Origin of the sequence: Nocardia sp. NPDC023852, from assembly GCF_040639505.1 — a bacterium.
Taxonomy (GTDB): domain Bacteria; phylum Actinomycetota; class Actinomycetes; order Mycobacteriales; family Mycobacteriaceae; genus Nocardia.
In genome coordinates this window covers 35,729-62,513 of the sequence record NZ_JBFAAB010000016.1, presented here as the reverse complement: position 1 = coordinate 62,513, position 26,785 = coordinate 35,729, and the positions used below count along the sequence as shown (strand labels likewise).

Sequence of the window (26,785 nt, the reverse complement as noted above, 5' to 3'; positions counted from 1 at the left end):
ACGCGCTTGTGTTCCCGGCTCGTCCGCTCAAGCCGCGCATTTGGCGTCGGGTGGGGCAGGCGGGGCGGTCATCACGCCGCCTGCGACGTCCACCACGTACTCGCGGTCGGGATCCTCGACCGGTTCGGTGCCGACCAGCAGGCGCTCGACGACGCAGCCGCCCTCGAAGAAGGCCGGGCCGATGCTGTGGTTGCCGGGAACCACCTGTCCGTTCAGGTCGCGGCCGGTGACGATGGTGTATATCGAGGTCGGCTTGCTCGCCGCGAGCAGCCCGGCGCGCATCTCCAGGGTGGTGGCATAGGGCACCACGCGGTCGCCGGTGCCGTGGACGAGGAAGGCCCGCCGCACGTCCATTCGGTTCGCCAGCAGCACCGGAGAACGTTCGGCGTAGGCCTGCGGACAGGCCATGGGGGTGCACCCGCCCGCGTCCCTTTCGATCTGCGCGGGCAGGGCGGGGTCGACCGTCACCGCGCCCAGCCACATGGTGAAATCGTCCGCGGGACCGTAGTTGTCGACCCAGTAGTCGAACAGCCCGCGCGGCCCGTGCGCCGCCGCGAGTCCGCTGGTGATGCCGCCCTGGCTCCAGCCCCACAGTACGGTGCGCGCGATGGAACGATGCGCCTCCTTGTACCACCGGGTCGCGGCGACGATGTCATGCCAACCCGCCCACAGGTTCCATTCTCCGGCACGCCAGACGCTGGTTGCCGAGCGCAGGTCCATGGACAGGATCGGGGTTCCGGTCCGCCGGGAGATCGAGGTGAGGTAGTCGGCGTAGTCCGCGGACGACCCGTTGTGTCCGTGCACGGCGACCACGAGCCCCTGCGGTGTCAGGTCGCCCTCGGCGCACCGGTATGGCTCGTAGACCCGGCCGGTCGCGTCTTCACCGTCGACGTTGAGCGTCACCGGCCGCACGGACACCCGGACAGCGCACTCGGGCGCCGCCGAAACAGCCGGTGCGGCAACGCTTGTCGTCACGAACAGGCTCGCGAGCACCCAGCACGCCGCGAGCACCGGATATCCGCGCCTCATGCTCGAATGATGTCATGGGTCGCAGACACGGGCGCTCGTGCAGCCCCCGCGGTTGGTCACAGGCGCCGATGCCACCGGCCCCGGCGCTGCTCGCGGTCGCACCGTGCGGCCCTACTACGCCGACGCTGTGGCGTCTTCCGCCGACCCAGCGGCACCCGTGCCCAGATGCACCGCCACGAGCAGTCCACCGGCCACCGCCGCGACGGCCACCACGGCGCCGAACGCGGTCACACCGGTGGTCAACCCGAATGCGTCGCCGAGGAAACCGGCGATCAGCGGCAGCGCCGCCGCCGGAAGGTAACCACCGACGTTCTGTGCGGCGTTCGCCTCTGCCAGCCGGTCGCCCGGCACGCTCGCGCTGATCGCCGTCAGACCACCGAACTGGCCGAGCCCTTGACCGACTCCGCCCAAGACAGCGGCCACCGCGAACAGCGGGAGGGACGCCGACGACAGCGACAGCACCAGCGCGAGCATGCTGAGCGCCGTCGAGGCGGCCCCGCCGACCAGGATGGTGCGCAGCCGGAACCGACGCGCCGCGAACTGGATTCCGGTCGCACCGAGAAACATCGCGAACGCCACCGCACCCGCGAGCACCCGGTCGGCGGCGCCGAGCAGATGCGATAGCACCGACGGGCCGAGCGACAGGAAGAAGGACGTCGCCGTGATGCCGGGAGCGAATACCGCGACCCCTAGCAGCACGGCCGTCCGGCCACTTCGCGCGACCGAGGGAACACGAACCCACGGCCCGCGACCACCCATCCCTTTGGGCAGATCCAACCGGACCACTGCCACGAACGCCGAAGCGAGCACAGCGATCTCGACCAAGAAGACGGCAACCGTCGGACCGGGCAACGCCACCGACAAAATTCCGGCGAGCAGCGGCCCGAAGCCGGCCCCGAGCACCATCGCCGAGGAGGCGGCCAGCGCGGCGAGCCGCTTCCGCTCCGGCCCGCCGACATCGGTCACGGCGGCCATCCCCGCGGACACCGTCGCCCCCACCGCGATGCCGGTCAGCAGTCGCGCGAACGCGAGCACCGCGACCGAGTTCGCGACCGAGAACAGTACGCAAGCCACTAGCGCCGCCACCACCGCGGGCACCAGCACCGGCTTGCGCCCGATCCGATCCGACACCACACCCGCCATGAGCAGCGCACCGAGCAATCCGAGGATGTAGCAGGCGAATATCGCGGTCAGCGTTCCGGAGGAGAACCCGAGTGCTCGCTGCCACACGATATACAGCGGCGTCGGCGCGTTCGACAGCACAAACACCGCGAGCACCGGCCACGCCGCCAGCCACACCATGCCGCTGCCCGCCTGGTCCGCGCCCGGCGGTGTGCGTTTCACGGTCAGCGTCATCCCTACCTCCATTAGTTCGACTTTTCTCGTACTGGTACGACCATAGTCGAACTTAGCATCTTGTACGATATAACTCGTACAAGACGGCGAGAACCGAGGAGAACCGATGACATCGGCCACCGAAACGACCGACACCGCGGCCGTGCTCCCCGAGCCGGACCGTGCCGGCCTCCGGCTCGACCACGTGCTCGCCGCCCTCAGTGACCCACTACGGCTGGCTATGGTGCAGAAGCTTCTCCTGGAATCCCCCGACGCCGACCGTTCCTGCTCCTGGTTCGGCATCGACCGCCCGAAATCCACACTGACCCATCACTTCCGGGTGCTGCGCGAGGCGGGCGTCACCCGGCAGCAGCGCTATGGACTCGAGCGCCGCAGCCGCGTGCGCATCGAGGATCTCGACGCTCGCTTCCCCGGTCTGCTCGACCTGGTCCGCACCTGGGAGCCCGCGCACTGATCCCGATCAACCATGACGACGGAGCGCTTCGGGCTCTGGACCGCCATGGCGAACGCTAGGATTCGCCTATGCGTTCGATTGATGCTGCCGAGCGTCGCGCTCGGCTGGCGGTGCGGCACCGGTTGGCGACGACACAGCGGTCCGACCAGGTCGCCGACATCGCCCGCTCGCTGGTGGCCCTGCACGCCACCGATCCGGCTACCGTGTTTCTCTCGGTCGCGGCCCGCGGCGGCGACCTCGAGCCGGCGGCTGTCGAACGGGCGCTCTACGAAGACCGCACACTGCTGCGCATGCTGACCATGCGCCGCACCATGTTCGTGGCGCCAGTGGACCTTGTCCCCATCCTGCAGGCATCGTGCGCGGACGCTTTGGCACACAAGCAGCGTCGCACCTACGGCAGATACCTGGAACAGGCCGGCATCGGCGACGGCGATGCCAGGGGCTGGCTCGCCGAGGTCGAGGCCGAGACGCACAAGGCACTGCTGGCCAGGGGTGCGGCGACCGGCGCGCAGCTGAGCAAAGACGTCCCGCGCCTACGCACGCAGGTGAATACCGCGCCGGACAAGGCTTATTCGAAGCCGACGAACATCACCACCTGGGTGCTGCTGACGCTGGGCTGCGAGGGCCGCATCGTCCGAGGAAGGCCGAACGGCAGCTGGACCAGTAGCCAATACACCTGGGCACCAGTCGAATCGTGGCTACCCGACGGCGTCGCGGCCGTCGCCGTGGCGGACGCCCGCGTCGAGCTGGTCCGCCGCTGGTTGCGGGCGTTCGGCCCGGCACCGGTCGCCGACATCAAGTGGTGGACCGGCTGGACTCTCGGCGAGGTGCGCACGGCGCTCCGGGCTCTCGACCTGGTAGAGGTCGATCTGGACGGCGCCACCGGCGTGCTGCTCGCCGACGACCTGGACCCCGTCGCGGCGCCGGAACCCTGGGCGGCGCTGCTGCCCGCCCTCGATCCGACACCGATGGGCTGGCAGTCACGAAGCTGGTTTCTCGGACCGCACGCGCCGACCCTGTTCGATCGCAACGGCAACGTCGGACCCACCCTTTGGTGGGACGGGCGGATCGTCGGCGGTTGGGCGCAGCGCAAGAACGGCGAAATCGTCTACCGCCTTCTGGAAGACGTGGGGACCGACGCCGAGGCGTTGATCGCCGCGGAAGTGCGGCGGACCACCGCGTGGTTCGGCGACGTCCGTGCCGTTCCGCGGTTCCGGACACCACTGGAACGCGAGCTGACCGCCTGATCACAGGGGGCCGGTTCCGCATCGACGAGTGTGACTGCGCCGACGTTGCCACCGCGTATTTTGGGCGGCATGAAGATTCGCGCATTCGCGGAGGGTGATCGAGCCGCCCTGCGCGAATTGTTCGTCCGGGCGGGTGCCGGTTCGCCGACCGAGTCGCTCTGGGGACACCCCGAGTCGGAGGCGGCGGTCTACCTCGAACCGTACATGGATCTGGAACCCGAGTCCCTGTTCGTCGCGGAGTCCGACGGCGCATTGGTGGGGTATCTCGCCGGGTGCGTGGACAGTTCGGCGTTTCCCGGCGAGAGCGCGCGCATGGAGCAGGCGATCCGCGCCTACCGCCTGATGTTCCGCCGCAAGCCCGCAGCGTTCTTCGCACGCGGCATCGCCGACATCACTTCCGCCGCGATCCGCCGGGCGCCGACAGCGGGCGACTTCCGCGACGACGCCCACTGGCCCAGCCATCTGCACATCAACGTCGCACCGGAGGCAAGGGGTATCGGCGCCGCCGACCGGCTGATGGTCCGATGGTTCGAGAGGCTCGCCGCCACCGGGTCACCCGGCTGCTATCTGCAGACCCTGGTCGAAAACCGACGGGCTCTCCGTTTTTTCGAGCGCATGGGTTTCACGGCCTGCGGTCCGGAGCCCGTTGTGCCGGGCGTGCGCTACCGCGGCGCCCGGGTACACCAGCGCACCATGGTGCGCGCCGTTTGACCTCGTCCCCGTCACCAACCGAACCGTTCGCCGGATCGGTTGCGTGTCAGGATGGCGCGATGAGCGCCGCGGCTCGTCCGGTCAGCGAGAAGTCGGTGCAGCCGTTCCTGGGTGTGCGGCCCACGCGAGATCGCAGGCGTGCAATCCCGTTATCCAGCGGCTGGGCGCCGGCGGCGCAGCGTCCGATCGTAGTCCTCGAATCGGGCTTTCGCGATGGCGGACCGGTCTGAGGTACGCATGACGATCCCCTCGGGGCGGCCTGCCGCGCCGTCGTCGAGCGCGGATCGGGTCATGGGAAGGTGCGTGGCCAGGAACTCCCTGGTCGTGTCGATCTCCCGAGGTAGGTCGGCGCAGTCCAAGGTGAACAACCGGGGCGTGAGCTCGACACCGCCGCGTACGGCCGCCGCGGCCAGCTCGGGCTCGGCGAGAAACGGTTGCCCACCCGACTCGCGCCAGGCCGAGATCTCCGGCACCGGCATGGCCAACACGGCCTCGTAGTCTCGCAGCGCGATCATGTCGAACAGACGGTAGCCGACGGCTCGGTCGCCGGTGTACTGCTTGCTTGCCGCGGTGATCTTCCCTCCGTAGACCTCCAGATAGAACACCCTGACGACGTCGTCGACCGGTGTCAGCGCGTTGGCGAACTCCCGCAACGCCGCCACGATGCCCTGGGCCGGATTTCCGATCAGATCGCCCTTGGCGCACAACAGCTCCTCACGGCTGCCCAACAACCAGGAGCCGTCGGGCAGGCTGATCACCCGCGCGTTGGTACCGTCGACCTTCTCGGTCCCGATCACCGGACCCTGGAACTCGGTGACCGCGTCGGTCAGCGACCCGCGATCACCGAGCTGGTGGTAGGTCGGGATGGATGGATACTTCGTCGCGCTGTTGATCGCCTCGAGGTCGGCTGTACGCAGATCGAAATTCACCGGTGCATCGTGCGCGTCGATGCCGACATTTGTCCATCCAATTTTACTGCGGCCGGACGCATCTGCCGATCCGATCGGCCGGAAACTTTGAGGCTTTGCCGTAGTTCGCATACCCCCACCGCAGCTCAGCCCGAAACCAAACCCTTCGCGGTTTTCCGAAGCTCAGTTGTCATAGGACGCGACACCGACGGGGCCCACCCCAACACATAGGTCGAGTCCCGTTGTGCGGGAATTGATCCGAAGCGCAGACCCGTCGCCGGCTACCCGGACGAATACTGTATTCAGACCTTTTCGAACCGGAGCCGTGACGGCGGCGCCGTGTTCGAAAGCAACGGTGATCTGACCATCCCGATTCGCGAGGTAGTTGAGTTGTACCGTCCATTCGTGTTCGAGCATCGGGCCGTCGAGGGATAGGTAGACGGGCTCGGCACCGTGAATTCGATAACCACAGTCGGGCTCTGGTCCAGCGCGGATGCTTCGGTTCCACCAGACCGCCGCGTCGACGATCTCGCCGGTATCGGTGATCATCCGCAGGCGTGGCGTCGAGTCGGCGAATGTGCCTGGAGCTGCGACGGATGCCAACACCCGACTGGTCAGATTCTGTGGATACGCCAGCGGGTTCAGGACATTCCACGGCACCTCCTGCTCGAGCAGGGGCGCGCCATCCCACTCCGCCAGCGCCGACGTCACGTTCGTGACATAGGTTCTGGTCGGGCCGGCGCGCCACGCTCGCGTGAAAGTGTAGGTGGACGCCATGCTGCTCACGAGGAACACCACCATCAGCGCGACCACCGCGCCCGGGCCAGGAAGCACCGTGCGTGTCCGAACACGCGGCAACCGCGGACGGGCACGCAACAGGAGCGCACCCGCCGCGGTCGACACCACCCCGACGTCGGCGAAGTAGCGTAGGGACTGGGTCAGCTCCGCCGCGGTATTCGGTCCACTCCGGGCCAGCGCCACCGGTAGCTGGGCCACCAGAATGTACGCCGACACCATCAGCCAGACCGGCAGCACCCGGAGCCGGCAGCGTATCGACAGCACCACCAGAGCACCCAGCGCAACCCAGCCCGACACCACTGCCCAACCGGGGGCCACCGCCCATGGAGTCGACGGTAGCCACCGTTCCCACATCCATGGTCCGCCCAGCACCGTAGGCACGGCGCCCAGTGATGTCGCGCCGGGTAGCGAGTTCCGCACTTCATCCGGGCTGCTGTGTATGGCGGAAACGTCCACCACCGTGAGATATCCGATCAACCAACAAACGAGCACCGAGCCGGACCCGATCCACAGCGCCGCACCACGTCGTACCACGACGCGAATCGCTGCCGCGTGACCGTCGACGTATCGAACGAGTGCGGCAACCGCGAACGCGACGAACGGGACAATCACCGACTTCTCGAAGAACAGCAGTGCCACCATCAGCACCGCGATCCCCGAAACGGCGTACCGATGCCGACCACTGCCGACCAGCAGCACCGCGTCACCGATCACCCAGGCGAGGGCGAATTGCAACGGCAGCGCGTTCAGCGCAGCCGCCCACCACGCGAACGCCGGCAGCGTCAACGGGCAGAACAGGTAGAAGACCAACGGAACCAGGATCGTCCACCGCGTACCCACCAGCACGATCAGCATGCGCAGGACGGCCACCGATGCCCCGAGTTGCAGTATCAGCAGCGACAGCACCGGTCCGGCCCACGCCAGCGGCGCCACTGCGGTCACCACCCACGCGGTGGCGAATGCCAATGGCATGAAATGCCCGTCATGGTTGTACAGCAGCAGATCCGTGGACCACAGCGGGTATCGGGCCGCCCGGCCGACCAGGATGAGATCGTCCCAATAGAAGTACCCGCTGTCGGCAACCCACCATCGGATTGCCAGCTGCAGCACGATGAGGCACCCGGCCGCGACCACCACGGGCTGCGCATTCCGTATCTTCGACGGGAGCCGGATCCTCCCCGACGACGATGCCGGCGCCGGGGTACACGTATGCCCCGGTAGGGCGGCCGCGGCGGTGTCCATGACATCCCACCGTAGCGCCGATCGGGTACGGGAGGTGTCCACGCTCGAGCCGCGGCGTTTGCCTCCGGGATCGGCACAACCTCGACAATCGGCACGATCCACATCGAGAGGTGGTCGGTTCGGCGACGCACCCGCAGCACAGTTCATGGGACAGGCGCTGTAGGCGACGAGGATCTGGTTCGGATGACGCTCGGGGTGGGTGTGGGCGTCGTCGTCGCGCACGGTGGTTCGTGGGTCGGCGTGCCGCGCGGCGATCTGGACATCGCTCACATCGGACGCTGACGTCGAGCATGTAGGGACGAAGATGTGCCGCGGCATCGGATTGCGGGTGACGGTAGCGTAGCGGGACATGAATCGGCGTGGGGCTCGTGTCGTGACGAGCTATGTGTTGTTACTGCCGAGCCTGATCGGGGTCGGGGGGTTCCTGGTCCTGCCGATCGTGCTCGTGGCCTGGCTGAGTGTGCACAGCTGGAATTTGCTGGGGCCCATGGAGTTCGTGGGACTGCGGAACTGGCGCTCGGTGCTGGAGGATCGGGCGTTCGGCCACGCCCTGCTGGTGACGCTGGTGTTGACTGCGATCGTGGTGCCGGCGCAGACCGTGCTGGGATTCGCGGTCGCGGCGGCGCTGGCGCGACGGCGCGGTGCGACGGGTCTGCGGGTGATGTACGCGCTGCCGTGGATGTGCGCGCCGGTAGCGGTGGGTGTGGTGTGGCAATGGATGTTCGCGCCGACCGGAGGTGCGATCGACGCAGTGCTCGGCCGCCGCATCGAATGGCTGTCCGATCCGGCGCTGGCGCTGCCCGCGGTGTCCGCGGTAAGCGTCTGGGCGAACTTCGGGTACGTGGCGCTGTTCTTCGTGGCCGGGATCCGGGCGATTCCGCGCGAAATCCTCGACGCGGGCGCGCTGGACGGCGCCACCGGCTGGCACCGGATCCGCTGGCTGATCCTGCCGCTGCTACGGCCCACCATGTTCTTCGTCCTCGTGACCGGCGTGCTGACCGCATTCCAGACCTTCGACCTGGTCTACGCGTTGACCAAAGGCGGACCGGGCGATCGCACAGATGTGGTTGCTATGCGGATATTCTCCGAGGCGTTCGACGCGGCGCGGCCGGGCCGGGCCGCGGTGATGGCGATCGTGCTGTTCGCCCTGATGTTCGCGATCACCGTAGTGCAGCACCGCTACTTCCGGAATCGAACCACCTATGAATTCTGATCGTCTGCGCTCGGCCGCGGTCTACACGCTGCTGCTGGCCGGGGCCTTGCTGACCGTGGCACCGTTATTGCTCAGCGCACTGACCGCGCTCGAGACGCCCGACCAGTTCGCCACCGGATCGCCGCTGGCCCTGCCACATCCGGTGACGGCGGACAATTTCCGGACCGTGCTGGACCACGGGCTCGGGCGGGCGGTGCTGGTGACCGCCCTGATGACGGCGTTCATCACCGGCGGTCAGCTGACCACGTCGGTGCTGGCAGCTTATGCGTTCGCACGCACCGAATTCCCGGGCAGAGATGTCCTGTTCTGGGGCTATCTCGGCACCATGATGGTGCCACCCATGGTGACGCTGATTCCGCTGTATCTCATGTTCGCGAATCTGGGGTTGCTCAACACCTTCTGGGCGCTGGTGCTGCCGTACGCATTCGGCTCGCCGTACGCGATCTTCCTGCTGCGCCAGTACTTTCGCGCGATTCCGCAGGAGCTGGTCGGCGCGGCGCGGCTCGACGGCGCGAACACCCTCGACGTCATCGTGCACGTGATGGTGCCGATGAGCCGACCGGTGCTGGCGACGCTGACGCTCATCACGATCGTTTCGCAATGGAACAACTTCATGTGGCCGTTGGTCGCGAGTAGCGGCAGCAGGTGGCAGGTGCTGACCGCGGCGACGGCGAATCTGCAGACGCAGTACAACGCGCAGTGGACTCTGGTGATGGCGGCGACGACTCTGGCCATCGCGCCGCTGGTGGCGCTGTTCGTGATCTTTCAGCGGCAGGTGCTGCGCTCGATCGCGTGGACGGGGATGAAATGAGGACATCGACCCGCGGGGCCCTCGCCGTCGCGCTCACCGCGGCGCTGCTCGTCGCGGCAGCCCTGTGGCTCGGCCGCGTCGACGACGGGTCCGGCCGCACCGTGGTGGGGCTGCGGATCTGGGACGAGAATTTCGTGCCTGTCTACCAGGCCTCGCTCGAACGATTCCAGCGCGCGAATCCGGACGTCGAGGTGCGAATCACCGTGGTGCCGTGGTCGTCCTATCAACAGAAGCTGCGCCTGGACGTGGCCGGTGGCACCGCAGACGACCTGTTCTGGACCAACTTGTACGAGGACTACGCCGACGCCGGGCGGTTGATCGACGTCGGGACAGCGCTCGGTCCCGACGCCACACAGTCCTGGGACCCGTCGGCGGTCGCGCAGTACACACGCAACGGAACCTTGTGGGCTGTTCCGCAATTCGTCGACGGCGGCACAGCGGTGTACTACAACCGCGACCTACTCGCAGCCGCACACGTCGATCCCGCCGAGCTGAATGCGGTGCGGTGGAGCCCCGGTGGCGACGACACGTTCCGCCCGCTGCTGCGCCGATTGGCCGCCGTCGCGCCTTGGGCCTACAACGCGGCCCACGACTTCCAGTCCATCGAGCTGCCGTATCTCGGATCGGCCGGGGCACAATTCCAGGACGACCGCGATCGCTTCATCTTCGACAGCCCGAAGGGGATCACGGCGTTCGACTATCTGGTGGGGTTGATCGGCGACCGGCTCGCACCCTCACCGGCCGACACCAACACCAACCCCGACTTCGCGAAGAATGCCTTCCTGCGAGGCAAACTGGCGCTGTTTCAGTCCGGGACGTTCACTCTCGCGCAGATCTCCCAGCAGGCTCGTTTCGGGTGGGGTGTGGCGCTGCTACCGGAAGGGCCTGCGGGGCGGGTGAGTACGAACAACGCGGTCGGCGTCGCCGGAAACGCCGCGACTCGGCACCCGGACGCGGTGCGGCGGGTACTCGCCTGGCTGGGCAGCGGCGAGGGCAATCGTTATCTGGCCCGCGACGGCGCCACCATTCCGGCGGTCGTCTCCGAGCAGCAGGGCTACCGCGACTACTGGGCCGGGAAGGGTGTCGATGTGTCCCCGTTCTTCGATGTGCTCCGCGGGCCGCGCATCTCTTCCGGCGGCGGCGCTGGATTTCCGGCCGCGCTGCGGGCCATGGACCCGATCCTCGCCGAGATGTATCTGGGCCGAATTCCGGTGCCGGAGGCCTTGTCCAGCGCCCGCACCGCCGCGGAATCCGCCGTCGCCCAGCGCTGAGCAGGGCCGATCACAGGAGCTGGCGAAACGCACCGCACGATGCCGGCAACCTCGCCGCTGCCCATCCGCCGATCGGACCGCTACCGTTCGGTCCACCCCTTCGCACCTGACTACGGGACGACGTGGGCCGCGCTGCCGACCGGGAACTGCCGTCGGTCCGGACGTGTCCCGTGGCACGGCCGGAGCGGCGGCCGAGTCGGCGCACCGCCCGCGTGCGCCTACATGTCCAAGCCGAGGTCGAGCACCCGCACCGAGTGGGTGAGGGCGCCGACGGCGAGGTAGTCGACGCCGGTGCGGGCGTAGTCGGCGGCGATGTCGACGCTCAGGCCGCCCGAGGACTCCAGTTTCGTTTCCGGCGCCGCGGCGTTGCGGCGCTGCACGGCTGCCTGTGTCTGCCAGAGCGGGAAGTTGTCCAGCAGGACGAGTTCCACGTTCTCGGCGAGCACGGCGTCGAGTTGTTCGAGACTGTCGACCTCGACCTCGCAGGCGATGTCGGGAGCGACGGCGCGGACCGCGCGCAGTGCCTCGACCACCGACCCCGCGGCGACGACGTGGTTGTCCTTGATCAGTGCCGCATCACCGAGGCCCATGCGGTGGTTGACGCCGCCACCCACCCGGACCGCGTACTTCTGCAGCGCACGTAGTCCCGGCAGGGTCTTGCGGCTGTCGCGGATACGGCATCCGGTGCCCGCGACCTCGTCGACCCAGGCGGCCGTCGCGCTCGCGATGCCGGACAGATGGCAGACGAGGTTGAGCATGGTGCGCTCCGCGGTGAGCAGGCCGCGGGTCGGCGCGACCACGGTCAGCACGGACTGCCCCGGCTGCACTCGGGTTCCGTCGGCGACGCGGTCGGTGACCTCGTAGTCACCCACGCCGAGCACCTCGTCGAGCACAAGGAGCCCGACGTCGAGCCCCGCCACGGTCCCCGGTTGCCGCGACACCACCGACGCCTTCGCGACCGCGTCGGCGGGCACGGTGGCCGCCGTGGTGACATCCGGGCCGTAGCGCAGATCCTCATCCAGCGCCAAGCGGATGATCCGCAGGACCTCGTCACGATCCAAACCGGATTCCAGAGGCATCGCAGTGCTCCTCTCTCTGCCGAACGGAATGGGTGCATGCCACCGCGAAGCCCCGCTCGACGGCTGTGGTCAGGGGGTTGGTGTGGTGTGTTCGGGGGCGCCTTCGGTGTTCAGGCGCATCGGGAAGCTGTGCCGGAGGGACCGAACGGGTTCCGGATGGTCCGATCGGGTGTGGCAACCCCGGCTTTCGGTGCGGGCGACGGCGGCAAGTAGCAGGGTTCGTGCCGCGAGGGCGAGCGCGGCGTCCTCGATCCCTGCGATCGGGTGCGCGGCGCCGGAGAGCGTTTCGCGCCGGGTCACCACGTCGTCCAGCCGCTTGAGCGCTTCGTCGAGACCGGCGCCGTCGCGGACGACCGAGGCGTGCGTGGTCATCAGTTGCTGCACCAGGTCGCGGTCGGCGTGCTCGGTTACGCGGGCGCCGACCTCGGTCACCATGGCCCGTTCACCGAGCCGCTCGGCCGCGGCGGCGCCGGCGCGCTCGCCGACGACCAGGCCCTCGAGCAAGCTGTTGGAAGCCAACCGGTTCGCACCGTGCAAGCCGGTACGCGCCACCTCTCCCGCCGCGTACAGACCCGGCACGCCGGTGCGGCCGTGGGTGTCGGTGACGAGGCCGCCGCACTGGTAATGCGCGGCGGGTGCGACCGGGATCAGGTCCGTGCGCGGATCGATGGCCGCGGCTAGACAAGAGGCGGTGATCGTCGGAAACCGTTGCGAGAAGCCGTCGATCGCGCGCGCGTCGAGATAGACGTGGTCGGTGCCCAAGGCTCGCATCCGTGCGGCGATGGCGCGGGACACCACGTCGCGTGGCGCGAGATCGCCGCGCGGATGCACGTCCGCGGTCACCGCGTTGCCCTCGGTGTCGACCAGCGTCGCGCCTTCACCACGCACCGCCTCGCTGATCAGCGGCCGACGCCCGACCCCGCCCGGCGAGTACAGCACGGTCGGGTGGAATTGCACGAACTCGAGATCGGCCACGCTCGCGCCGGCCCACAGTCCCAACGCCAGGCCGTCCGCGGTGGCACCGGGCGGGTTGGTGCTCAGCGCGTAGAGTCGGCCGAGCCCACCGGTGGCCAGCAGCACCGCAGGCGCGTGGACTACGCCGAATCCCTGGTCGGACACCGCGACAACACCCTGCACACCACCAGGCCTGGTGACGATCTCACCGACCGCGACTCCGAACAGCACCGGCAGACCAGCCTCGTTCAGCGCCCGCTGCACCTCCGCGCCCGTGGCGTCGCCACCGGCGTGGATGATCCGGCGCGTGCTGTGCCCGCCCTCACGGGTCCGCGAGATCTGGCCGTCGCGGCCCAGATCGAAGACCGCGCCCAGGTCGGTCAGTGCCGTCACCGCGGCCTGACCGCCCTCGACGATGGAGCGGACGGCGTCCACGTCGCACAGCCCGGCGCCCGCCTCCACGGTGTCGTGCATGTGCGATTCCACCGAATCGCCGTGCGGTGCGACGACGGCGATACCGCCCTGTGCGTACTGCGTGGACGTGTCGGTGGGTCCGCCTTTGCTGAGCGTGAGCACCCGCAGGCCACGCAGTGACGCGGTCCGCGCCGCGGTCAGCCCTGCGACGCCACCGCCGATCACGACCAGGTCGGCCTCTGCCTCCCAGTCGATCGAAACCCGGGTGGTCATCGGCCCGGGCCCGAACTCATTCACCACCGCCCGAATTTCCGATCTCGATCATCCGCTGCACGGAATTACGGCCGAGTGCCGCGGTTTCCGGATCGACGTGAACCTCGTCGCGGCCCTCGACCAGGCAGCGAAGCAGCGCCGCCGGGGTGATCATCTTCATGTACTTGCACGAGGCCCGGTCGTTCACGGCTTGGAAGTCGATCCCCGGGGCGGCCTTGCGCAGCTGGTGCAGCATGCCGATCTCGGTGGCCACCAGTACCTGGGTCGACTTCGCCGTCTTGGCCGCGTCGATCATGCCGCCGGTGGACAGGATGTGCACCCGATCGGCCGGGAAGGCGCCCTCGCCCGCGAGGTACAGCGCCGACGTCGCGCAACCACATTCGGGATGCACGAACAGCTCCGCGCCCGGGTGAGTGCGTGCCTGCTCGGTCAGCTCGTCGCCGTTGATGCCCGCGTGCACGTGGCATTCACCCGCCCAGATGTGCATGTTCTCCCGGCCGGTAACGCGCTTGACGTGCGCGCCGAGGAACTGGTCCGGCAGGAACAGCACCTCACGGTCGAGGTCGATCGAGGCGACCACGTCGACCGCGTTGGACGAGGTGCAGCAGATGTCGGTGAGCGCCTTCACCTCGGCGGTGGTGTTCACGTACGAGACCACCACCGCGTCCGGGTACTCGGCCTTCCAGGCGCGCAGGTCGTCGGCGGTGATGGAGTCGGCGAGCGAGCACCCCGCCCGCTGGTCCGGAATGAGGACCGTCTTGGCCGGGCTCAGGATCTTGGCGGTCTCGGCCATGAAATGCACACCGCAGAACACGATCGTGTCCTCGGGCGCCTCGGCGGCGATCCGTGACAGTGCCAGCGAATCGCCGACGTGGTCGGCCACGTCCTGAATCTCCGGCAGCTGATAGTTGTGCGCGAGAATGGTCGCGTTGCGCTCCCTGGCCAGCCGCTTGACCTCCTGCGCCCACTCCGGCGTCGCCTCGACTCCGGCGAATCCCGCGGGTCCGTCGAATACCTGCCCCATCAGCGGGGGCGCAAGTTTCGCACCCATCGTCGCCATGGATGGCTCCCTTCCTCGTGCGGCCGGCTTCACCACCGATTCGCACCAAACCAGGTTTTCGACTTATAATCGAAAACGTGCCCCATGGTAGCACCATCCACGAATCGCTCACCGCGGTGTTCCAGGTCCGCCGCTTCCCGACAAGAATCGCCGCAGGTCCGAGCGCTGCTGACGGCGCTGAAGGCATGCTGCGACGTTGCCCACCCGACCAGAGGACCGAACTGGCGGTGTTGCTGTGGGAACGCGCGCTCGACCCGCAGAAGGGCACCTGGTCACTGCCCGGCGGACGGCTGCGCGACGACGAGGATCTCGACACCTCCGCGCGCCGCCAGCTCGCCGAGAAGGTCGACGTGCGCGAGCTGACCCATCTCGAACAGCTCTCGGTGTTCAGCGCCCCGGATCGGGTGCCGAACCCTCGCCGCATCGCCTCGGCCTACCTCGGCCTCGTGCCGCTGACCGCCGACCCGCGACTGCCGTCGGACACCGCGTGGCATCCGGTCTCGGCGCTGCCCGACATGTCCTTCGACCACGGCACGGTCGTCGACCACGCCCGCACCCGGCTGGCCGCGAAGCTCTCGTACACCAATATCGCCTTCGCGCTGGCGCCGGACCGGTTCACCATGTCGACCTTGCGCGAAATCTACTGCGCCGCGCTCGGATACGACGTGGATACCACGAACCTCCAGCGAGTCCTCTCCCGCCGCAAGGTGATCACCCCCACCGGCGCGACCACCGCTCCAGGCCGCGCCGGCGGTCGCCCCGCCGCGGTCTACCGCTTCTCCGACTCCGGCCTGCGCGTGACGGACGAGTTCGCGGCGCTGCGCCCACCCACTTGAGCCGCCGCACGTGTGTTGGGCGTTCCAGCGTTCATGCTGTGCCGCAACCTATTCCCGTCGGGCACTGCCTTGACGGCGCACAGAGCAGGTCAGGCCGCCTTCATCTGCGGCTCGGGCGGCGGGGCCTCGCTGCGCTGACCCATCCGGCTCCCCACCCAGAACAGCAGTTCGACCGCCCAGAACAGCGCGAGGAACACCGTCACTACGACCGCGGGGACGGCGAGGAAGATCACCGAGGGCACGGCGGTGAGGACGAACGAAGCGATGTCCCGGATGCTCGCGCCGCGCAACCGGCTGGCCGCACGCACAGCCGCCCACATCATCCAGCGTCGCGGCACCGACACCCCGAGTTCGCGCAGGCAACGGCGGAAGAGACCATCGGCGTCGGCGACGCTCACGGCGTGTGAACTGAGCAGATAATCGTGCAAAATGGCGGCGCGGGTATACAAGCCGTAGCGCGGAATCAGCCAGACCAGCGGGCGTGGCACCGAGGCGAAGTCGGTGCGGAATCCGGCGGGGATCACGAATTCCTCGGTCTCGCCGCGATATACGAGCGGCTCGGTGACCCGCCAGAATTTGGCGTCGAGTTCCTCGACAACCGGCCCGCTCCCGACGAAGGTCACGTCTTTTTCCTTCCCGCCCACCGCATCATTCCCCACTCTAGGGTGGTTTCGATACCCATACGACGCCACCGCGGCAACGGTTCGGACAATGCGTCAGCGGCGGAACTCGGGCAGTGTCTCGGCGGCCGGTTCATAGCCACGATAGGGCAACTCGCCAGCACGCGCGGCGTCACCGTAAGGCGTGAACGTGCCTGCGGTGTCGAAGGATCCGCCTTCGACTCGACCGGCCCGGGTTCCGCTGCCGAGATCCGCCGAACTGCTCAGCGCGGCGAGGAAGAGTATGACCAACGACGCCACCAGCGGCTGCACGATCAGTGCCAGCTCGCTGCCCAGCTCGATCGGCAGCGTGACGATCTGCCCGACCGGCGGGTTGTGCGGGCGCGGATGCAGCCACTCGGCGACCTGTTCGCCGAGGCGCGCCATCACCATCGCGCCCACACCTGAACCAACCAGCAACCCGATCTGCAGCAGTGGGCCGCGCACCGACCGCCACCGCCATGCGGCAATCGCCGAGAGCAGACCCAGTACGGCCCCGGCGAGGACGAACAGCGCCATGGCGTCGAACTGGTGCGCGCTCTCCCCCGTCAGCACAGAGCCGCGGCCGGGTTCGACCACGAGCAGCCGCTCGGTCGGCGCCAGCAAGCCCCACCCGACGCCGCCGACCGCACTCGCCACCACCACCGCGACGGCGATCATCGCCGCGGCACGCATCTCGCTCCGCATCCCGTAGCCGGTCGGCGCCACCATCAGCGGCGTTCCAGTTCGGCCGAGTCGATCACTCCGTGCCTGGAGCACTTCGCCCACCAGCCGTCCGGGCTCACCTGCACGATCATGCGGCGGCCGCACTGTTCGCAGAAGCGCGGCGGCTCCAGCCCCAGCGCGGCGGCCGCCGGGATCGCGTCGTCGAGCCCCGGCACGATCCGCTTGCCGGTGAACGGGTTGTAGCGCTCGTCCATGTCCATGACAGTACTCACGGTCGGAGCCTCTTTCGTCGCGACGGACCGGGTCAGAGGGTTTCGTTGAGCGCCTTGATCGGCATCTTCAGCTCGCCGAGCAGATCGAGGTCCTGTTCGGCGGGCCGGCCGAGGGTGGTCAGATAGTTGCCGACGATGACGGCGTTGATGCCGCCGAGGATGCCCTGCTTAGCACCGAGGTCGCCGAGGGTGATCTCCCGGCCGCCCGCGAAGCGCAGCATAGTGCGCGGCAGGGCCAGCCGGAACGCGGCGACGGCGCGCAGCGCATCGGCGGCAGGGAGCACCTCGAGGTCGCCGAACGGGGTGCCTGGCCGCGGGTTGAGGAAGTTCAGCGGTACCTCGTCAGGCTCCAGCTCGGCCAGGTTCGCCGCGAACTCGGCGCGCTGCTCCAGAGTTTCTCCCATGCCGAGGATGCCGCCGCAGCACACCTCCATGCCCGCCGCGCGGACCATGCTCAGTGTCTCCCAGCGCTCCTCCCAGGTGTGCGTGGTGACCACGTTCGGGAAGTAGGAGCGGGAGGTCTCCAGATTGTGGTTGTAGCGGTGTACGCCGATGGCGGCGAGCTGGTCGACCTGCTCCTGGGTGAGCATGCCCAACGAGCACGCGACCTGGATGTCGACCTCATTGCGGATCGCCTCGACGCCGGCGGCGACCTGGGCCATCAGTCGCTCGTCCGGGCCGCGGACGGCCGCGACGATGCAGAACTCGGTGGCTCCGGTCTTCGCGGTCTGCTTAGCGGCCTCGACCAGGCTGGGAATGTCCAACCATGCGGCACGCACAGGCGACTGGAAAAGGCCGGACTGCGAGCAGAAGTGGCAGTCCTCGGGGCAGCCGCCGGTCTTGAGGCTGATGATGCCCTCGACCTCGACCTCGGGGCCGCACCACTTCATCCGCACCTCGTGGGCGAGGGCCAACAGCTCTTCCAGCCGGTCGTCGCCCAGCCGGAGCACCTCGAGGGTCTGCTCCTGGGTCAGTCCTTCGCCGCGCTCGAGCACTTGCTCGCGGGCGATCGACAGAACATCGGTGTCAACGGGTGCCTGGGTCACTGCACGAATCCCTTCGTCCGGCCGAGGTGGCCGTGCAACTTGAACGGTGTTCAGGCTAGGGTAGCGGCAACAGTGAGTCAAAACACCACGGGAAGGAATTCCAGTGCAGCTGCACCGGGCGGACGTGATCGACGGCGCCATCGCGATTCTGGACCGGTATGGTCTCGCCGACCTCACCATGCGCAGGCTGGCGGGTTCCCTCCAGGTGCAACCCGGCGCGCTGTACTGGCACTTCCCGAACAAACAGGCGTTGCTCGGCGCGGTCGCGGACAAGATCCTCGCGCCGATGGAAGACCCGATCGTGGCCGAGGACTGGTCGGAGCAGGTCACCGAATTGGCGCACCGCCTGCGCGACTGCCTTCTCGCCTACCGGGACGGCGCCGAATTGGTCTCGGCGACATACGCTTCCAGACTTACCACGAGCAAGGGCCGAGAACGCTTGGTGAGCATTACGATTCGCGCGGGTATGCCGCGGGCCGAGGCCGAGCTCACGGCCTTCACACTGCTGTACTACGTGCTCGGTCAGACCGTGGACGAACAGTCCAGGATGCAGATGGACTCCGTCGGCGCGCTCCACGACGACGCCTCGCCACTGGACGAAACGCCCGACGCCACCGCCCGTTTCGACTTCGGCCTGCAGCTTTTCGTCGCGGGCGTGCGCCACCTGCTCGGCACCCGCGTCCGCTGACCGCCTGGCGCCTGCCGTCCGTCGGGTCTCGCGCGGCGGCCGATCCTCGATCGTAGGATGCGGTGCAGGCGTGCACGCACCGCAGGCTCGGCTCGATCCCGGGTCCGCATCGTATGGTCGGGTCGTGCACTTGCCCCGAACGCGGGCGGCGTGCAGTGAGACAGTCTATTTCGCGAGCACCGCTCACCTGGTCAACGCGTGCTGACGGGCGAACCGACTCTCCGGGCGAGGCAGGCCGAAGTGGTCGCGCAGGGTGGTGCCGGTGTACTCGGTGCGGAACAGTCCGCGTTCCTGGAGGATCGGCACGACCGTTTCGGCGAAGACCTCGAGTCCGCCCGGATAGTACGGCGGCATCACGTTGAATCCGTCGGCGGCGCCGTTGCGGAACCACTCCTCGATGGTGTCGGCGACCTGCTCAGGGGTTCCGGCGAACACCCGATGCCCGCGCGCACCCGCGAGACGGTGCAGCAGCCGGCGGACCGTCGGCCGCTCCCGGTGCACGATGCCGGCCACCACCTGCAACCTGCTCTGTCCGTTGTCGGTGACCTCCCCTGCCGAGTCGAACAGTTCGACCGGGATCGGCTCGTCCAGCGGCAGGTGCCGCAGACTGATCCCGACAATCCCCTCCAACTGGGAAAGCCCGTACTCCGGCACGGTGAGTTCGTTGAACTCCCGCTCCAGCCGCTCGGCCGCCGCCTCGGTGTCGGCGATGAACGGGCTGATACCGGGCAGGATCTTGACGTGCTCGGGATCGCGGCCTGACCCCTGTGCCCGTGCCTTGATATCGGCATAGAACGCCTGCGCGTCGCTCAGGCGCTGGTGCGCGGTGAAGATCGCCTCGGCGTACTTGCCCGCGAACGCGCGTCCTTCGTTCGACGCGCCCGCCTGCACCAGCACCGGATACCCCTGCGGTGTGCGCGGCGCGTTGAACGGCCCACGCACCCGGAGGTGTTCGCCGGCGAAGTCGATCGGGTGGATCTTGTCGGTGTCGGCGTATACCCCGGCGGCCTGGTCCAGAACGATGGCATCGTCTTCCCAGCTGTCCCACAGCGCTACCACGGCATCGACGAATTCCCTTGCCCGCGCGTAGCGTTCGGCATGGCCCGGGTGCTTGTCGAGGCCGAAGTTGGCGGCGGCGAGATCAGTCCCGGTGGTGACGATGTTCCAGCCCGCCCGCCCGCCGGAGAGGTGGTCCAGCGTGGAGAACAGCCTAGCCAGGTTGTACGGCTCGTAGTACGTCGTGGACGCGGTGGCGATGAGGCCGAGATGGGTTGTCGCCGTGGCGATCGCGGTGAGCAGAGTGATCGGCTCGAGCCCGGAGGCCGCGTTGTGCTTCACGTTGGTGCGCAACGCGGGACCGTCGGCGAAGAACACCGCGTCGAATTTCGCCGCCTCCGCGGTGCGGCCGATCTCTTGGTAATACGCGACGTCGTAGATGCGCTCGGGTCGGCTCGACGAATGCCGCCACGCGGCTTCGTGGTGGCCGGACGGGTAGATGAAAGCGTTGAGACTGAGCTGACGTGGTGCGGTCATGAGGCTTTCTTCTCTTCGTCGTCGGCGGGCGTCTCCGCGACGCCGAGGCTGGCCAGCAGCAGGGACCGGTGCCGCAGGAACGCCGGGGCACCGTGGTGGCGTGGACGTTCCAGGTCGATGCGCTGATCGACCGCGATGCGCCCGTCATCGAGCACCAGGACGCGGTCGGCGAGCAGCACCGCCTCGTCCACGTCGTGGGTGACCAGCAGAACGGCGGGCCGATGCTTGGCGCACAAGTCCCGCAGCAACGCGTGCATCCTGATCCTGGTCAAAGCGTCCAGCGCACCGAAGGGTTCGTCCGCCAGCAGCAGCTCCGGCTCGCGCACCAACGAACGGGCCAGGGCGACTCGTTGTTGCTCACCGCCGGAAAGCTCCTTGGGCCACGCCTTTTCCCGGCCGGTCAGGCCGACCTCGGCCAGGGCGGCGCGACCACGTTCGGCTGCGCCGGGTCCGCCGAGCCCAAGCGTCACGTTGTCGAGCACCCGCACCCACGGCAGCAGCCGGGAGTCCTGGAAAACCACCGAGCGCTCGGTGGGCACGCTCAGCTCACCGGATCCCGGCACGTCGTAGTCCAGTTCGGCCAGCGCCCGCAGCAGCGTGCTCTTGCCGGAGCCGCTGCGCCCGAGCAGCGCGACGAACTCGCCGCGGGCGATGTCGAGGTCGAGGTCGCGCAGCACAATCCGCTCGCCGAAGCCGCGCCGCAGGCCGCGGGTTCGGACAACGGTCAGTCCGCCAGTGTCTGTCGCCATGACAGTGCCTTCCTTTCCACCGCGCGCACGAGGAGATCGCCGAACAGGCCCAGCAAGCCGTAGATCGCCAGGCCGACCACGATGACGTCGATCTGTCCGTAGATGCGAGCCTGAGTCATCAGGTAACCGATCCCGCTGGTCGCGTTGACCTGTTCCACGACGACCAGCGCCAGCCACGAGATCGTGACCGCGAGCCGCAGACCGGTGAAGAACCCGGGCAGCGATCCGGGCAGAGCGATTCGGCGGACGAACCCCCAGCGCGACAGGCCTACTGTCTGGGCGAGTTCCACATACCTCGCGTCGACGCTGCGCAAGTGCGCGTGCGTGTTGAGATAGATCGGGATCGCGACGCTGGTGGTGATGACCAGCAGCTTCATCTCTTCGCCGATGCCGAACCACACGATGAACAGCGGGATCAGCGCGAGCGTCGGAATCGCGCGCTTGATGTGGATCGGCCCATCCACCAGCGCTTCGCCGATCCGGCTCAGCCCGGACAGCAGCGCGAGCACCAGGCCGATGGCGACCCCGACCCCGAGCCCGAGCCCGGCCCGCCGCACCGAGGTGAGCAGATTGGATTGCAATCTGCCGTCGGCAAGCAGATCCCCGGCGGTCTCCACGACTGTCCACGGCGCGGGCAAAGTCTCCGGATCCAGTGCGCCCGAGGCGGATCCGGCCACCCAGGCGGTGATCAGCAGGGTCGGTCCGAGCGCGACGCCGAACGGAATCGGGCGCCCGGGGCCGAGCCGCGAACGGGCGGGCTTGCGCTTGGCCAGCACTGGTTCCGACGTGGTGCGGCCGAGACCGATGCGATGTAATACGCCGACGTCCAGGGTGGCCATCACCGTTCCTTCGGCTCGAACCGGGCGCCGCTCGCACTGACCGCCTGGCTGATCGGGGCGTCGAAGCGCAGGTCGAAGCCATTGCCGGCCTGCACCTTCTTGGGCAGCTCGCCCGCCTTGGCGATGGCGTCGATGGTGTCCTGCTGACGGTCGACGAGCTGCTGGTCCAGATGCGGGAAGACATAGGTGCCCACCGAGTCGACGATGCGCTCGGCGTCGTCCGCGCTGACTTTCTGGTTCTCCACGTAGTACTGGCTCGCCCACTCCTCCGGGTGGGTGTTGGCCCACTGGTAGGCCTGCACGAACGCGGTGACAAGGGCGCGGGTAGCGGCCGCCTTTGCCGGGTCCTGCACAATGGCGCGGCGGGCGTACAGATAGGCGAGGCCGCTATAGATGCCCGCGGTCTCCGAGTCCGGGAGCAGCGTGGTGCCCGGCGTGCGCAGGAAACGGGTGACGTTCGGTTCGATCAACGGGGCGACGTCGACCTGGCCGGTGCGCACCGCGTCCAGGAACTCGGCCAGTTGCAGCCGTACCAGTTGCACATCGGAGGTTTTCAGTCCGGCCTTGTCGATCGCGCGCAGCACCGCGGCCTGCTGGGCAGTGCCCTCGGCGTAGGCGATCTTCTTGCCCTTCAGATCCGCCAGCGTGGTCACCGGCTTGCCCGGGGCGACGGCGAGTTTCAGCGCGGTGGTGCTGGTCTGGTAGGCGGCGACGATCGGAACGTCCTGCCCTGCCACCAGCGCGTGGATCGGCGGGACGTCGCCGACCTGCGCGACGTCGGCGGCGCCCGCGCGGAACGCCTCGAGGATGGCGGGACCGCCGACGAAGTTGGCGAACTCCACCTTGAACGGAAACTTGTCGAGCTCACCGGAGATACGCAGCGCGGACTGTAGGCGTTCGGACTGGTCGGCTACTACCAGAGTGGTTCCGGCCGGAACCTCGGTCGGTAAGGGGCCGCCGGCGGTGGGACCGACCGGCTTGTCGTCGTTCGCGCAGCCGGCGAGTCCGAGGGTCGCAACGGCTGCCACGGTGAGCAAGGCGGCGGTCGCACGGCCACGGCGGCCGGACGGGAAGGTGCTCGGTCGGTACATGGTGGGTATTGAAACAACCCGAAACCGGGGCGAACACCGTTTGTCTCAGCATGGTTCCAACCTGCCTCAGCGCGGCGCCGACGCCGACACCGTGGCACGGACCTGCTGCTGATAACGCTGGATGAACGGCAGAATCTGCTGCTCGATCACCGTGTTGTACTCGCGCGGACGCTGCATCGGGTTGGCGTGCCCCGTGTTTCGAGCGAGCACCACGAGCAGCGTGCCGTCCACGCCGCCGGACCGCTCGATCAGTACTTGGTGCGAGTATTCGACGTCGACGACGCGGTCCCGGCCCGGGTCGCGTGGCCGGATGAAAACAATGGCCGGACGCGGCTTGTCGTCCGCGGACCTGGCCAGGGCGCGCAGGTCGTCGAGAGCGCCGCCCGCCACGATCGCGGTGAACTGGGATTCGATCAGACCGTTGCTCGCGGCGTCACGCGAGAGAATCTTCTCCCGCATCACCGCCCCCAGAACCCCACGCAGCTTGTCGAGCCGGATGCCGGGCAACCCGCCGCCGCGGTCGAGGAACCGATCCCGGCGGGCATAGGTCTCCACGGCCAGGCGCAGGATGCGGCTCTCGCGCGCCCCGGGCAGCCAGCCCATCCAGCGCAGCATGTCCTCGCCGCGGCCACGGCTCTCCGGGCGGACCGCGTTCAGATCCATCGGCGTACAGTCCAGGATCACCCCGACCAGCCTGCGGTCACTGTCCAGGTGGATGTGTTCGGCGACCTCCAATGCGATCACGCCGCCCATGCTGTGCCCGACCAGCACGATGTTCTTCAGCCCGGACTGCTCGGCGGCGCGGATGATCAGGTCGGCGATCACCTTGGTGTCGATACCTTGATTGTCGTAGCGGATCGCCCACACCATGCCCATAGTGCGCAGCGAGGGCAGCGCGGCGGCGGTGTCGCCGGCGTCCAGGCCGCCGAGTCCAACCATGTCCACCACCACGGTGTCCCAGTCTTTCGGGTCGACGGGCGGTGCGACGGGAAGGATGGCCGGGTCGGTGCGCGCCAGCCGCACCTGTTCGGGTGCGACGTCGTACTTCCAGTACTGCGCGAACACCACGAGTCCGGCCAGTAGCAGTGCGGCGACCCGCAGCAGCATCACCCTGGTGCGGCGCAACGTCTTCCACTCGTGCCCCAGGCGCGTGTCCCGCAGCCGAGCTCGGCGTCGCGCGTCATCCCAGTCGGAGACGGTGGACGGGTGCCGATCGTCCAACGGCGACATCTCTCCCACTGTAGGCACAGGTGCGGACGGCTGCCATTCCGAGGTCGCTGAGGCAGTGCGCGGTCTTGATCACTGGACGGGATGCACCGGCCTAACGCCTTCGCTCTACGACCCTGTCTCAGCCCACCTGTTGCGCAGCCGAAAGGAACCGAGCTCTACGCCGGCGGCACCCATCTCCGACCACCGACCGACGGGCCTCGCGAATCTCATCGCACATCGTGCGGATACCGCACACGCCGGGGGCGCAAATCGGCTCGGGGGGAGCCGCGTACAGCCCGAACATGACAATCTGCGCCTGGAGTACCGGAGGAGGACGAGAGGGACCGGTCGCCCGCGCTGGAACGGTGGTGGGCCGCCGGCACCGCACTCCCAGTGATGGGAATCCGGTGTCGAGGAATGCGCTTGCGCCGCAATACGATCCGCACGCCAACTCACACCCTCTCTGCCCGTGCAGATCATCCTCATCCTGGCGGCGGGATCTGCCAGGTGCCCCGGTCGGCGGCGGCGCGACCGGCGACGAGGGATCGAAGAAAGGCACTGGATGCGCCCGAAACGCCACCACCCAGGCGCTGTCGAGTCCCGGGTAATCGGACGGAGATCGGGCAGTCCGCTCGAAGACCGACGATGCGGAGTTCACTGAGTTGCGGTCGTGGTTGCGGAGCACCTCGGGCGACGATGAGTAGGTCGCACCTCTATACGAACCGGAACTTCATGCTGTTGTGGTCCGGAAACGCATTGTCGCTGACGGGGTTTCATGGTGTCCGCATCGCCTACCCGATGCTTGTGCTCGCAGTGACCGGTTCACCCGTGGCGGCTGGGTGGTCCGGTTTCGCACTGAGTGTGCCGGGCCTGATCTTCCAAATCCCGGCAGGCATGGTCGCCGACCGGGCCGATAGGCTACGAATCCTTCAGCTGTGCCAAGTCCTCGGGTTGGCCGGAACGTGTCTGGCCGCCGCGGCGGCCTCGGCCCGGCCTCCGGGTCTCGGCCTGATCCTCGCCGGGACCGCATTCGTCGAGGGCGGCGCGTACGTCTTCGTCAGCCTGAGCGAGCTGGGCATGGTGCGAGATCTGATTTCAGTCGAACAGCGGCCGGCCGCGTTCTCGTTCCTCGAGGCTCAGCAATCGATCGCCAATCTGGTCGGGCGCGCGACGGGGGCCGCAATGTACGGTGTCACCCGCTGGCTGCCCTTCCTCGCCAACGCCGCGTCCTACCTGTATTGCTTGGCCGCGCTGTCCCGGATCCGATCGAAGTCGGCTACGTCGACGGACTCCGCGAAGTCCAGCGGCCGAACAAGCGGACGGGATATCGCGGCGGGTGTGCGTATCGTATGGACCGAGCCGCTGCTTCGAACGTCGACTTTGCTGATCGGGGCCTCGAACGTCGTCATCCAAGTCGTACTGCTGTTGATCCTGGTAGAGCTGAAAGCCAACGGCCAGCCGGCCTGGATCACCGGTGTAGTGCTCGGCATGTCCGGGGTAGGAGGAATGCTCGGCGCAGCCATGGGGACATGGATCACCGCCCGCTTCTCCGCGGAACGTGCCTATCGAGGAGCCCTTTGGATGTGGACAGCGCTGCTCGTACCGATTGCGTTCAGCGCCAACCCTATTCTGCTTGCCATAAGTTGGTGCGGTATCGGCTGCGTCACCGTCGCCAGCCACATCGCCCTGACCGTCTACCGGGTGAGCGTCATCCCCGAGCAGGTCCTCGGACGCGCGCTCGGGACGATATCGCTGGTCTCGGAGGGCGCCGTAGCGCTCGGCGCGCTCGGCGCGGGCTATCTGGTTTCCACCCTCGGGATCGTTGCCACCCGGTGGGCGATGCTTGCCGCGATGCTCGTCCTTGCGGTGCGCGGGAGTACCATCGCCCCTACCCCGACTCCGGAAATGGCAGTCGGTCACGCGCGCTGACAGTACCGGGCCCGTGTTGAGGTGGATGCCAGGTCGGAATGCCGTTTCCGTTGGCGACGTCAGCGGTCGCCATTCGAGGATCGGCCGGCTTCGACAGCGAATGCCGACGCCGGCCGAACAGTCTCGGCTACCTCACCCGGCGGGCGGCGGCGCAAATGGCGGCGGCGTAACCGGCGGCGGGGCAATCGGCGGGGGGACGATCGCGTCGGGTGGAGGTGTCATCGTGCTGGGCGGCGGGGCAATCTCAATCATCGGAGGTTCCTTCCTCTTTGATCAGCCTGAGACCAGTCGAATCCCAGGCAGCCTCAGAACCCGGGCGGAATTTCCCGCCCGCGCACACAGGGGACCAGCGTCATGCGAAATGCAGCCGCCATGAAACGGCGGCCACCGCACAGTCACCTGCTGCGGCGAGATCAGCTGGCCGCGTGCCTATTCGAGCGCCGCATCC

General features: G+C 68.1%; 25 protein-coding genes. 9 read left to right on the top strand and 16 right to left on the bottom strand.

Annotated elements, in window-relative coordinates:
* Positions 1–27 precede the first annotated feature (27 nt).
* Both AB0H00_RS21115 and AB0H00_RS21110 read right to left on the bottom strand, forming a co-directional pair.
* A complete protein-coding gene (locus AB0H00_RS21115; protein ID WP_357268536.1) occupies positions 28–1,029 on the bottom strand; it encodes a prolyl oligopeptidase family serine peptidase in 1,002 nt (333 codons plus the stop codon).
* A 114-nt stretch (positions 1,030–1,143) separates the two neighbouring features.
* Positions 1,144–2,385 (bottom strand): MFS transporter, encoded by a 1,242-nt coding sequence (locus AB0H00_RS21110; RefSeq protein ID WP_357268534.1) that lies wholly within the window; start codon positions 2,383–2,385, stop codon positions 1,144–1,146.
* 106 nt (positions 2,386–2,491) lie between these two features.
* On the opposite strand from AB0H00_RS21110, the gene AB0H00_RS21105 reads away from it, so the two are divergent.
* The 3 genes from AB0H00_RS21105 to AB0H00_RS21095 all read left to right on the top strand — a co-directional run bounded on the left by AB0H00_RS21105 (position 2,492) and on the right by AB0H00_RS21095 (position 4,797).
* The gene (locus AB0H00_RS21105) at positions 2,492–2,839 is read left to right on the top strand and encodes an ArsR family transcriptional regulator (RefSeq protein WP_357268532.1); all 348 of its coding nucleotides are present in this window, start codon (positions 2,492–2,494) and stop codon (positions 2,837–2,839) included.
* Positions 2,840–2,907: 68 nt separating this feature from the next.
* The gene (locus tag AB0H00_RS21100) at positions 2,908–4,086 is read left to right on the top strand and encodes a winged helix DNA-binding domain-containing protein (RefSeq protein WP_357268530.1); all 1,179 of its coding nucleotides are present in this window, start codon (positions 2,908–2,910) and stop codon (positions 4,084–4,086) included.
* Positions 4,087–4,155: 69 nt separating this feature from the next.
* On the top strand, positions 4,156–4,797 hold the full coding sequence (locus AB0H00_RS21095; protein WP_357268528.1) for a GNAT family N-acetyltransferase: 642 nt from the start codon (positions 4,156–4,158) through the stop codon (positions 4,795–4,797).
* 149 nt (positions 4,798–4,946) lie between these two features.
* Here the strand turns inward: AB0H00_RS21095 and AB0H00_RS21090 are convergent, their stop codons facing one another.
* On the bottom strand, positions 4,947–5,726 hold the full coding sequence (locus AB0H00_RS21090) for an RNA ligase family protein (RefSeq protein ID WP_357268526.1): 780 nt from the start codon (positions 5,724–5,726) through the stop codon (positions 4,947–4,949).
* A 162-nt stretch (positions 5,727–5,888) separates the two neighbouring features.
* On the bottom strand, positions 5,889–7,613 hold the full coding sequence (locus AB0H00_RS21085) for a hypothetical protein (RefSeq protein WP_357268525.1): 1,725 nt from the start codon (positions 7,611–7,613) through the stop codon (positions 5,889–5,891).
* Between the two features lie 481 nt (positions 7,614–8,094).
* On the opposite strand from AB0H00_RS21085, the gene AB0H00_RS21080 reads away from it, so the two are divergent.
* The 3 genes from AB0H00_RS21080 to AB0H00_RS21070 are packed head-to-tail and all read left to right on the top strand — an operon-like array spanning position 8,095 to position 11,040.
* A complete protein-coding gene (locus AB0H00_RS21080) occupies positions 8,095–8,958 on the top strand; it encodes a sugar ABC transporter permease (protein WP_357268523.1) in 864 nt (287 codons plus the stop codon).
* Positions 8,948–9,769 (top strand): carbohydrate ABC transporter permease, encoded by an 822-nt coding sequence (locus AB0H00_RS21075; RefSeq protein ID WP_357268521.1) that lies wholly within the window; start codon positions 8,948–8,950, stop codon positions 9,767–9,769. Before AB0H00_RS21080 ends, AB0H00_RS21075 begins: the two co-directional genes overlap by 11 nt.
* Entirely contained in the window at positions 9,766–11,040 is a 1,275-nt protein-coding gene (locus AB0H00_RS21070) for a sugar ABC transporter substrate-binding protein (RefSeq protein WP_357268520.1), read from the top strand. Before AB0H00_RS21075 ends, AB0H00_RS21070 begins: the two co-directional genes overlap by 4 nt.
* A 218-nt stretch (positions 11,041–11,258) precedes the next feature.
* Here the strand turns inward: AB0H00_RS21070 and nadC are convergent, their stop codons facing one another.
* From nadC to nadA, 3 genes are all read right to left on the bottom strand, one after another.
* Positions 11,259–12,119: a carboxylating nicotinate-nucleotide diphosphorylase gene (gene nadC / locus AB0H00_RS21065; protein ID WP_357268518.1), complete on the bottom strand. Its 861-nt coding sequence runs from the start codon at positions 12,117–12,119 to the stop codon at positions 11,259–11,261.
* A gap of 69 nt (positions 12,120–12,188) precedes the next feature.
* Entirely contained in the window at positions 12,189–13,760 is a 1,572-nt protein-coding gene (locus AB0H00_RS21060) for an L-aspartate oxidase (protein WP_357268772.1), read from the bottom strand.
* Positions 13,761–13,776: 16 nt separating this feature from the next.
* Positions 13,777–14,820 carry a quinolinate synthase NadA gene (gene nadA, locus AB0H00_RS21055; protein ID WP_357268516.1) on the bottom strand — a complete coding sequence of 348 codons (1,044 nt, stop codon included), beginning with the start codon at positions 14,818–14,820 and terminating at the stop codon, positions 13,777–13,779.
* Positions 14,821–14,897: 77 nt separating this feature from the next.
* Between nadA and AB0H00_RS21050 the strand changes: the two genes are divergently transcribed.
* A complete protein-coding gene (locus AB0H00_RS21050; RefSeq protein WP_357268514.1) occupies positions 14,898–15,656 on the top strand; it encodes an NUDIX domain-containing protein in 759 nt (252 codons plus the stop codon).
* Between the two features lie 89 nt (positions 15,657–15,745).
* Here AB0H00_RS21050 and AB0H00_RS21045 read toward each other — a convergent pair whose 3' ends face one another.
* From AB0H00_RS21045 to bioB, 4 genes are all read right to left on the bottom strand, one after another.
* Positions 15,746–16,279: a DUF1353 domain-containing protein gene (locus AB0H00_RS21045; RefSeq protein WP_357268512.1), complete on the bottom strand. Its 534-nt coding sequence runs from the start codon at positions 16,277–16,279 to the stop codon at positions 15,746–15,748.
* A 93-nt stretch (positions 16,280–16,372) separates the two neighbouring features.
* Positions 16,373–17,026 (bottom strand): DUF2567 domain-containing protein, encoded by a 654-nt coding sequence (locus AB0H00_RS21040; protein ID WP_357268510.1) that lies wholly within the window; start codon positions 17,024–17,026, stop codon positions 16,373–16,375.
* On the bottom strand, positions 17,026–17,235 hold the full coding sequence (locus AB0H00_RS21035; protein WP_357268769.1) for a hypothetical protein: 210 nt from the start codon (positions 17,233–17,235) through the stop codon (positions 17,026–17,028). The genes AB0H00_RS21040 and AB0H00_RS21035 overlap by 1 nt, the downstream gene beginning before the upstream one ends.
* A 50-nt stretch (positions 17,236–17,285) precedes the next feature.
* Positions 17,286–18,299 (bottom strand): biotin synthase BioB, encoded by a 1,014-nt coding sequence (bioB, locus tag AB0H00_RS21030; RefSeq protein ID WP_357268508.1) that lies wholly within the window; start codon positions 18,297–18,299, stop codon positions 17,286–17,288.
* A gap of 103 nt (positions 18,300–18,402) precedes the next feature.
* Between bioB and AB0H00_RS21025 the strand changes: the two genes are divergently transcribed.
* Positions 18,403–18,987, top strand: coding sequence for a TetR/AcrR family transcriptional regulator C-terminal domain-containing protein (locus tag AB0H00_RS21025; protein WP_357268506.1), 585 nt, complete (start codon positions 18,403–18,405; stop codon positions 18,985–18,987).
* Positions 18,988–19,170: 183 nt separating this feature from the next.
* On the opposite strand, the gene AB0H00_RS21020 is transcribed toward AB0H00_RS21025, so the two are convergent.
* The 5 genes from AB0H00_RS21020 to AB0H00_RS21000 all read right to left on the bottom strand — a co-directional run bounded on the left by AB0H00_RS21020 (position 19,171) and on the right by AB0H00_RS21000 (position 24,429).
* Entirely contained in the window at positions 19,171–20,520 is a 1,350-nt protein-coding gene (locus AB0H00_RS21020) for an LLM class flavin-dependent oxidoreductase (protein ID WP_357268504.1), read from the bottom strand.
* Positions 20,517–21,269 (bottom strand): ABC transporter ATP-binding protein, encoded by a 753-nt coding sequence (locus AB0H00_RS21015; RefSeq protein WP_357268502.1) that lies wholly within the window; start codon positions 21,267–21,269, stop codon positions 20,517–20,519. Before AB0H00_RS21015 ends, AB0H00_RS21020 begins: the two co-directional genes overlap by 4 nt.
* Positions 21,245–22,108 carry an ABC transporter permease gene (locus AB0H00_RS21010; RefSeq protein WP_357268500.1) on the bottom strand — a complete coding sequence of 288 codons (864 nt, stop codon included), beginning with the start codon at positions 22,106–22,108 and terminating at the stop codon, positions 21,245–21,247. Before AB0H00_RS21010 ends, AB0H00_RS21015 begins: the two co-directional genes overlap by 25 nt.
* Positions 22,108–23,199, bottom strand: coding sequence for an ABC transporter substrate-binding protein (locus AB0H00_RS21005; RefSeq protein WP_357268498.1), 1,092 nt, complete (start codon positions 23,197–23,199; stop codon positions 22,108–22,110). Before AB0H00_RS21005 ends, AB0H00_RS21010 begins: the two co-directional genes overlap by 1 nt.
* Positions 23,200–23,265: 66 nt before the next feature.
* Positions 23,266–24,429, bottom strand: a complete 1,164-nt coding sequence (locus AB0H00_RS21000) for an alpha/beta hydrolase (RefSeq protein ID WP_357268496.1) — start codon at positions 24,427–24,429, stop codon at positions 23,266–23,268.
* A gap of 675 nt (positions 24,430–25,104) precedes the next feature.
* On the opposite strand from AB0H00_RS21000, the gene AB0H00_RS20995 reads away from it, so the two are divergent.
* The gene (locus AB0H00_RS20995; protein ID WP_357268494.1) at positions 25,105–26,337 is read left to right on the top strand and encodes an MFS transporter; all 1,233 of its coding nucleotides are present in this window, start codon (positions 25,105–25,107) and stop codon (positions 26,335–26,337) included.
* The last annotated feature ends 448 nt before the right edge of the window (positions 26,338–26,785 follow it).

Excerpts from the sequence above, each read along its gene's own strand:
- AB0H00_RS21115 (WP_357268536.1), bottom strand. The coding sequence starts at position 1,029 with ATGAGGCGCGGATATCCGGTGCTCGCGGCGTGCTGGGTGCTCGCGAGC.
- AB0H00_RS21110 (WP_357268534.1), bottom strand. The coding sequence starts at position 2,385 with ATGACGCTGACCGTGAAACGCACACCGCCGGGCGCGGACCAGGCGGGC.
- AB0H00_RS21105 (WP_357268532.1), top strand. The coding sequence starts at position 2,492 with ATGACATCGGCCACCGAAACGACCGACACCGCGGCCGTGCTCCCCGAG.
- AB0H00_RS21100 (WP_357268530.1), top strand. The coding sequence starts at position 2,908 with ATGCGTTCGATTGATGCTGCCGAGCGTCGCGCTCGGCTGGCGGTGCGG.
- AB0H00_RS21095 (WP_357268528.1), top strand. The coding sequence starts at position 4,156 with ATGAAGATTCGCGCATTCGCGGAGGGTGATCGAGCCGCCCTGCGCGAA.
- AB0H00_RS21080 (WP_357268523.1), top strand. The coding sequence starts at position 8,095 with ATGAATCGGCGTGGGGCTCGTGTCGTGACGAGCTATGTGTTGTTACTG.
- AB0H00_RS21075 (WP_357268521.1), top strand. The coding sequence starts at position 8,948 with ATGAATTCTGATCGTCTGCGCTCGGCCGCGGTCTACACGCTGCTGCTG.
- AB0H00_RS21070 (WP_357268520.1), top strand. The coding sequence starts at position 9,766 with ATGAGGACATCGACCCGCGGGGCCCTCGCCGTCGCGCTCACCGCGGCG.
- nadC (WP_357268518.1), bottom strand. The coding sequence starts at position 12,119 with ATGCCTCTGGAATCCGGTTTGGATCGTGACGAGGTCCTGCGGATCATC.
- AB0H00_RS21060 (WP_357268772.1), bottom strand. The coding sequence starts at position 13,760 with ATGACCACCCGGGTTTCGATCGACTGGGAGGCAGAGGCCGACCTGGTC.
- nadA (WP_357268516.1), bottom strand. The coding sequence starts at position 14,820 with ATGGCGACGATGGGTGCGAAACTTGCGCCCCCGCTGATGGGGCAGGTA.
- AB0H00_RS21040 (WP_357268510.1), bottom strand. The coding sequence starts at position 17,026 with ATGGTGGCGCCGACCGGCTACGGGATGCGGAGCGAGATGCGTGCCGCG.
- AB0H00_RS21035 (WP_357268769.1), bottom strand. The coding sequence starts at position 17,235 with ATGGACGAGCGCTACAACCCGTTCACCGGCAAGCGGATCGTGCCGGGG.
- AB0H00_RS21020 (WP_357268504.1), bottom strand. The coding sequence starts at position 20,520 with ATGACCGCACCACGTCAGCTCAGTCTCAACGCTTTCATCTACCCGTCC.
- AB0H00_RS21015 (WP_357268502.1), bottom strand. The coding sequence starts at position 21,269 with ATGGCGACAGACACTGGCGGACTGACCGTTGTCCGAACCCGCGGCCTG.
- AB0H00_RS21010 (WP_357268500.1), bottom strand. The coding sequence starts at position 22,108 with ATGGCCACCCTGGACGTCGGCGTATTACATCGCATCGGTCTCGGCCGC.
- AB0H00_RS21005 (WP_357268498.1), bottom strand. The coding sequence starts at position 23,199 with ATGTACCGACCGAGCACCTTCCCGTCCGGCCGCCGTGGCCGTGCGACC.
- AB0H00_RS21000 (WP_357268496.1), bottom strand. The coding sequence starts at position 24,429 with ATGTCGCCGTTGGACGATCGGCACCCGTCCACCGTCTCCGACTGGGAT.
- AB0H00_RS20995 (WP_357268494.1), top strand. The coding sequence starts at position 25,105 with ATGAGTAGGTCGCACCTCTATACGAACCGGAACTTCATGCTGTTGTGG.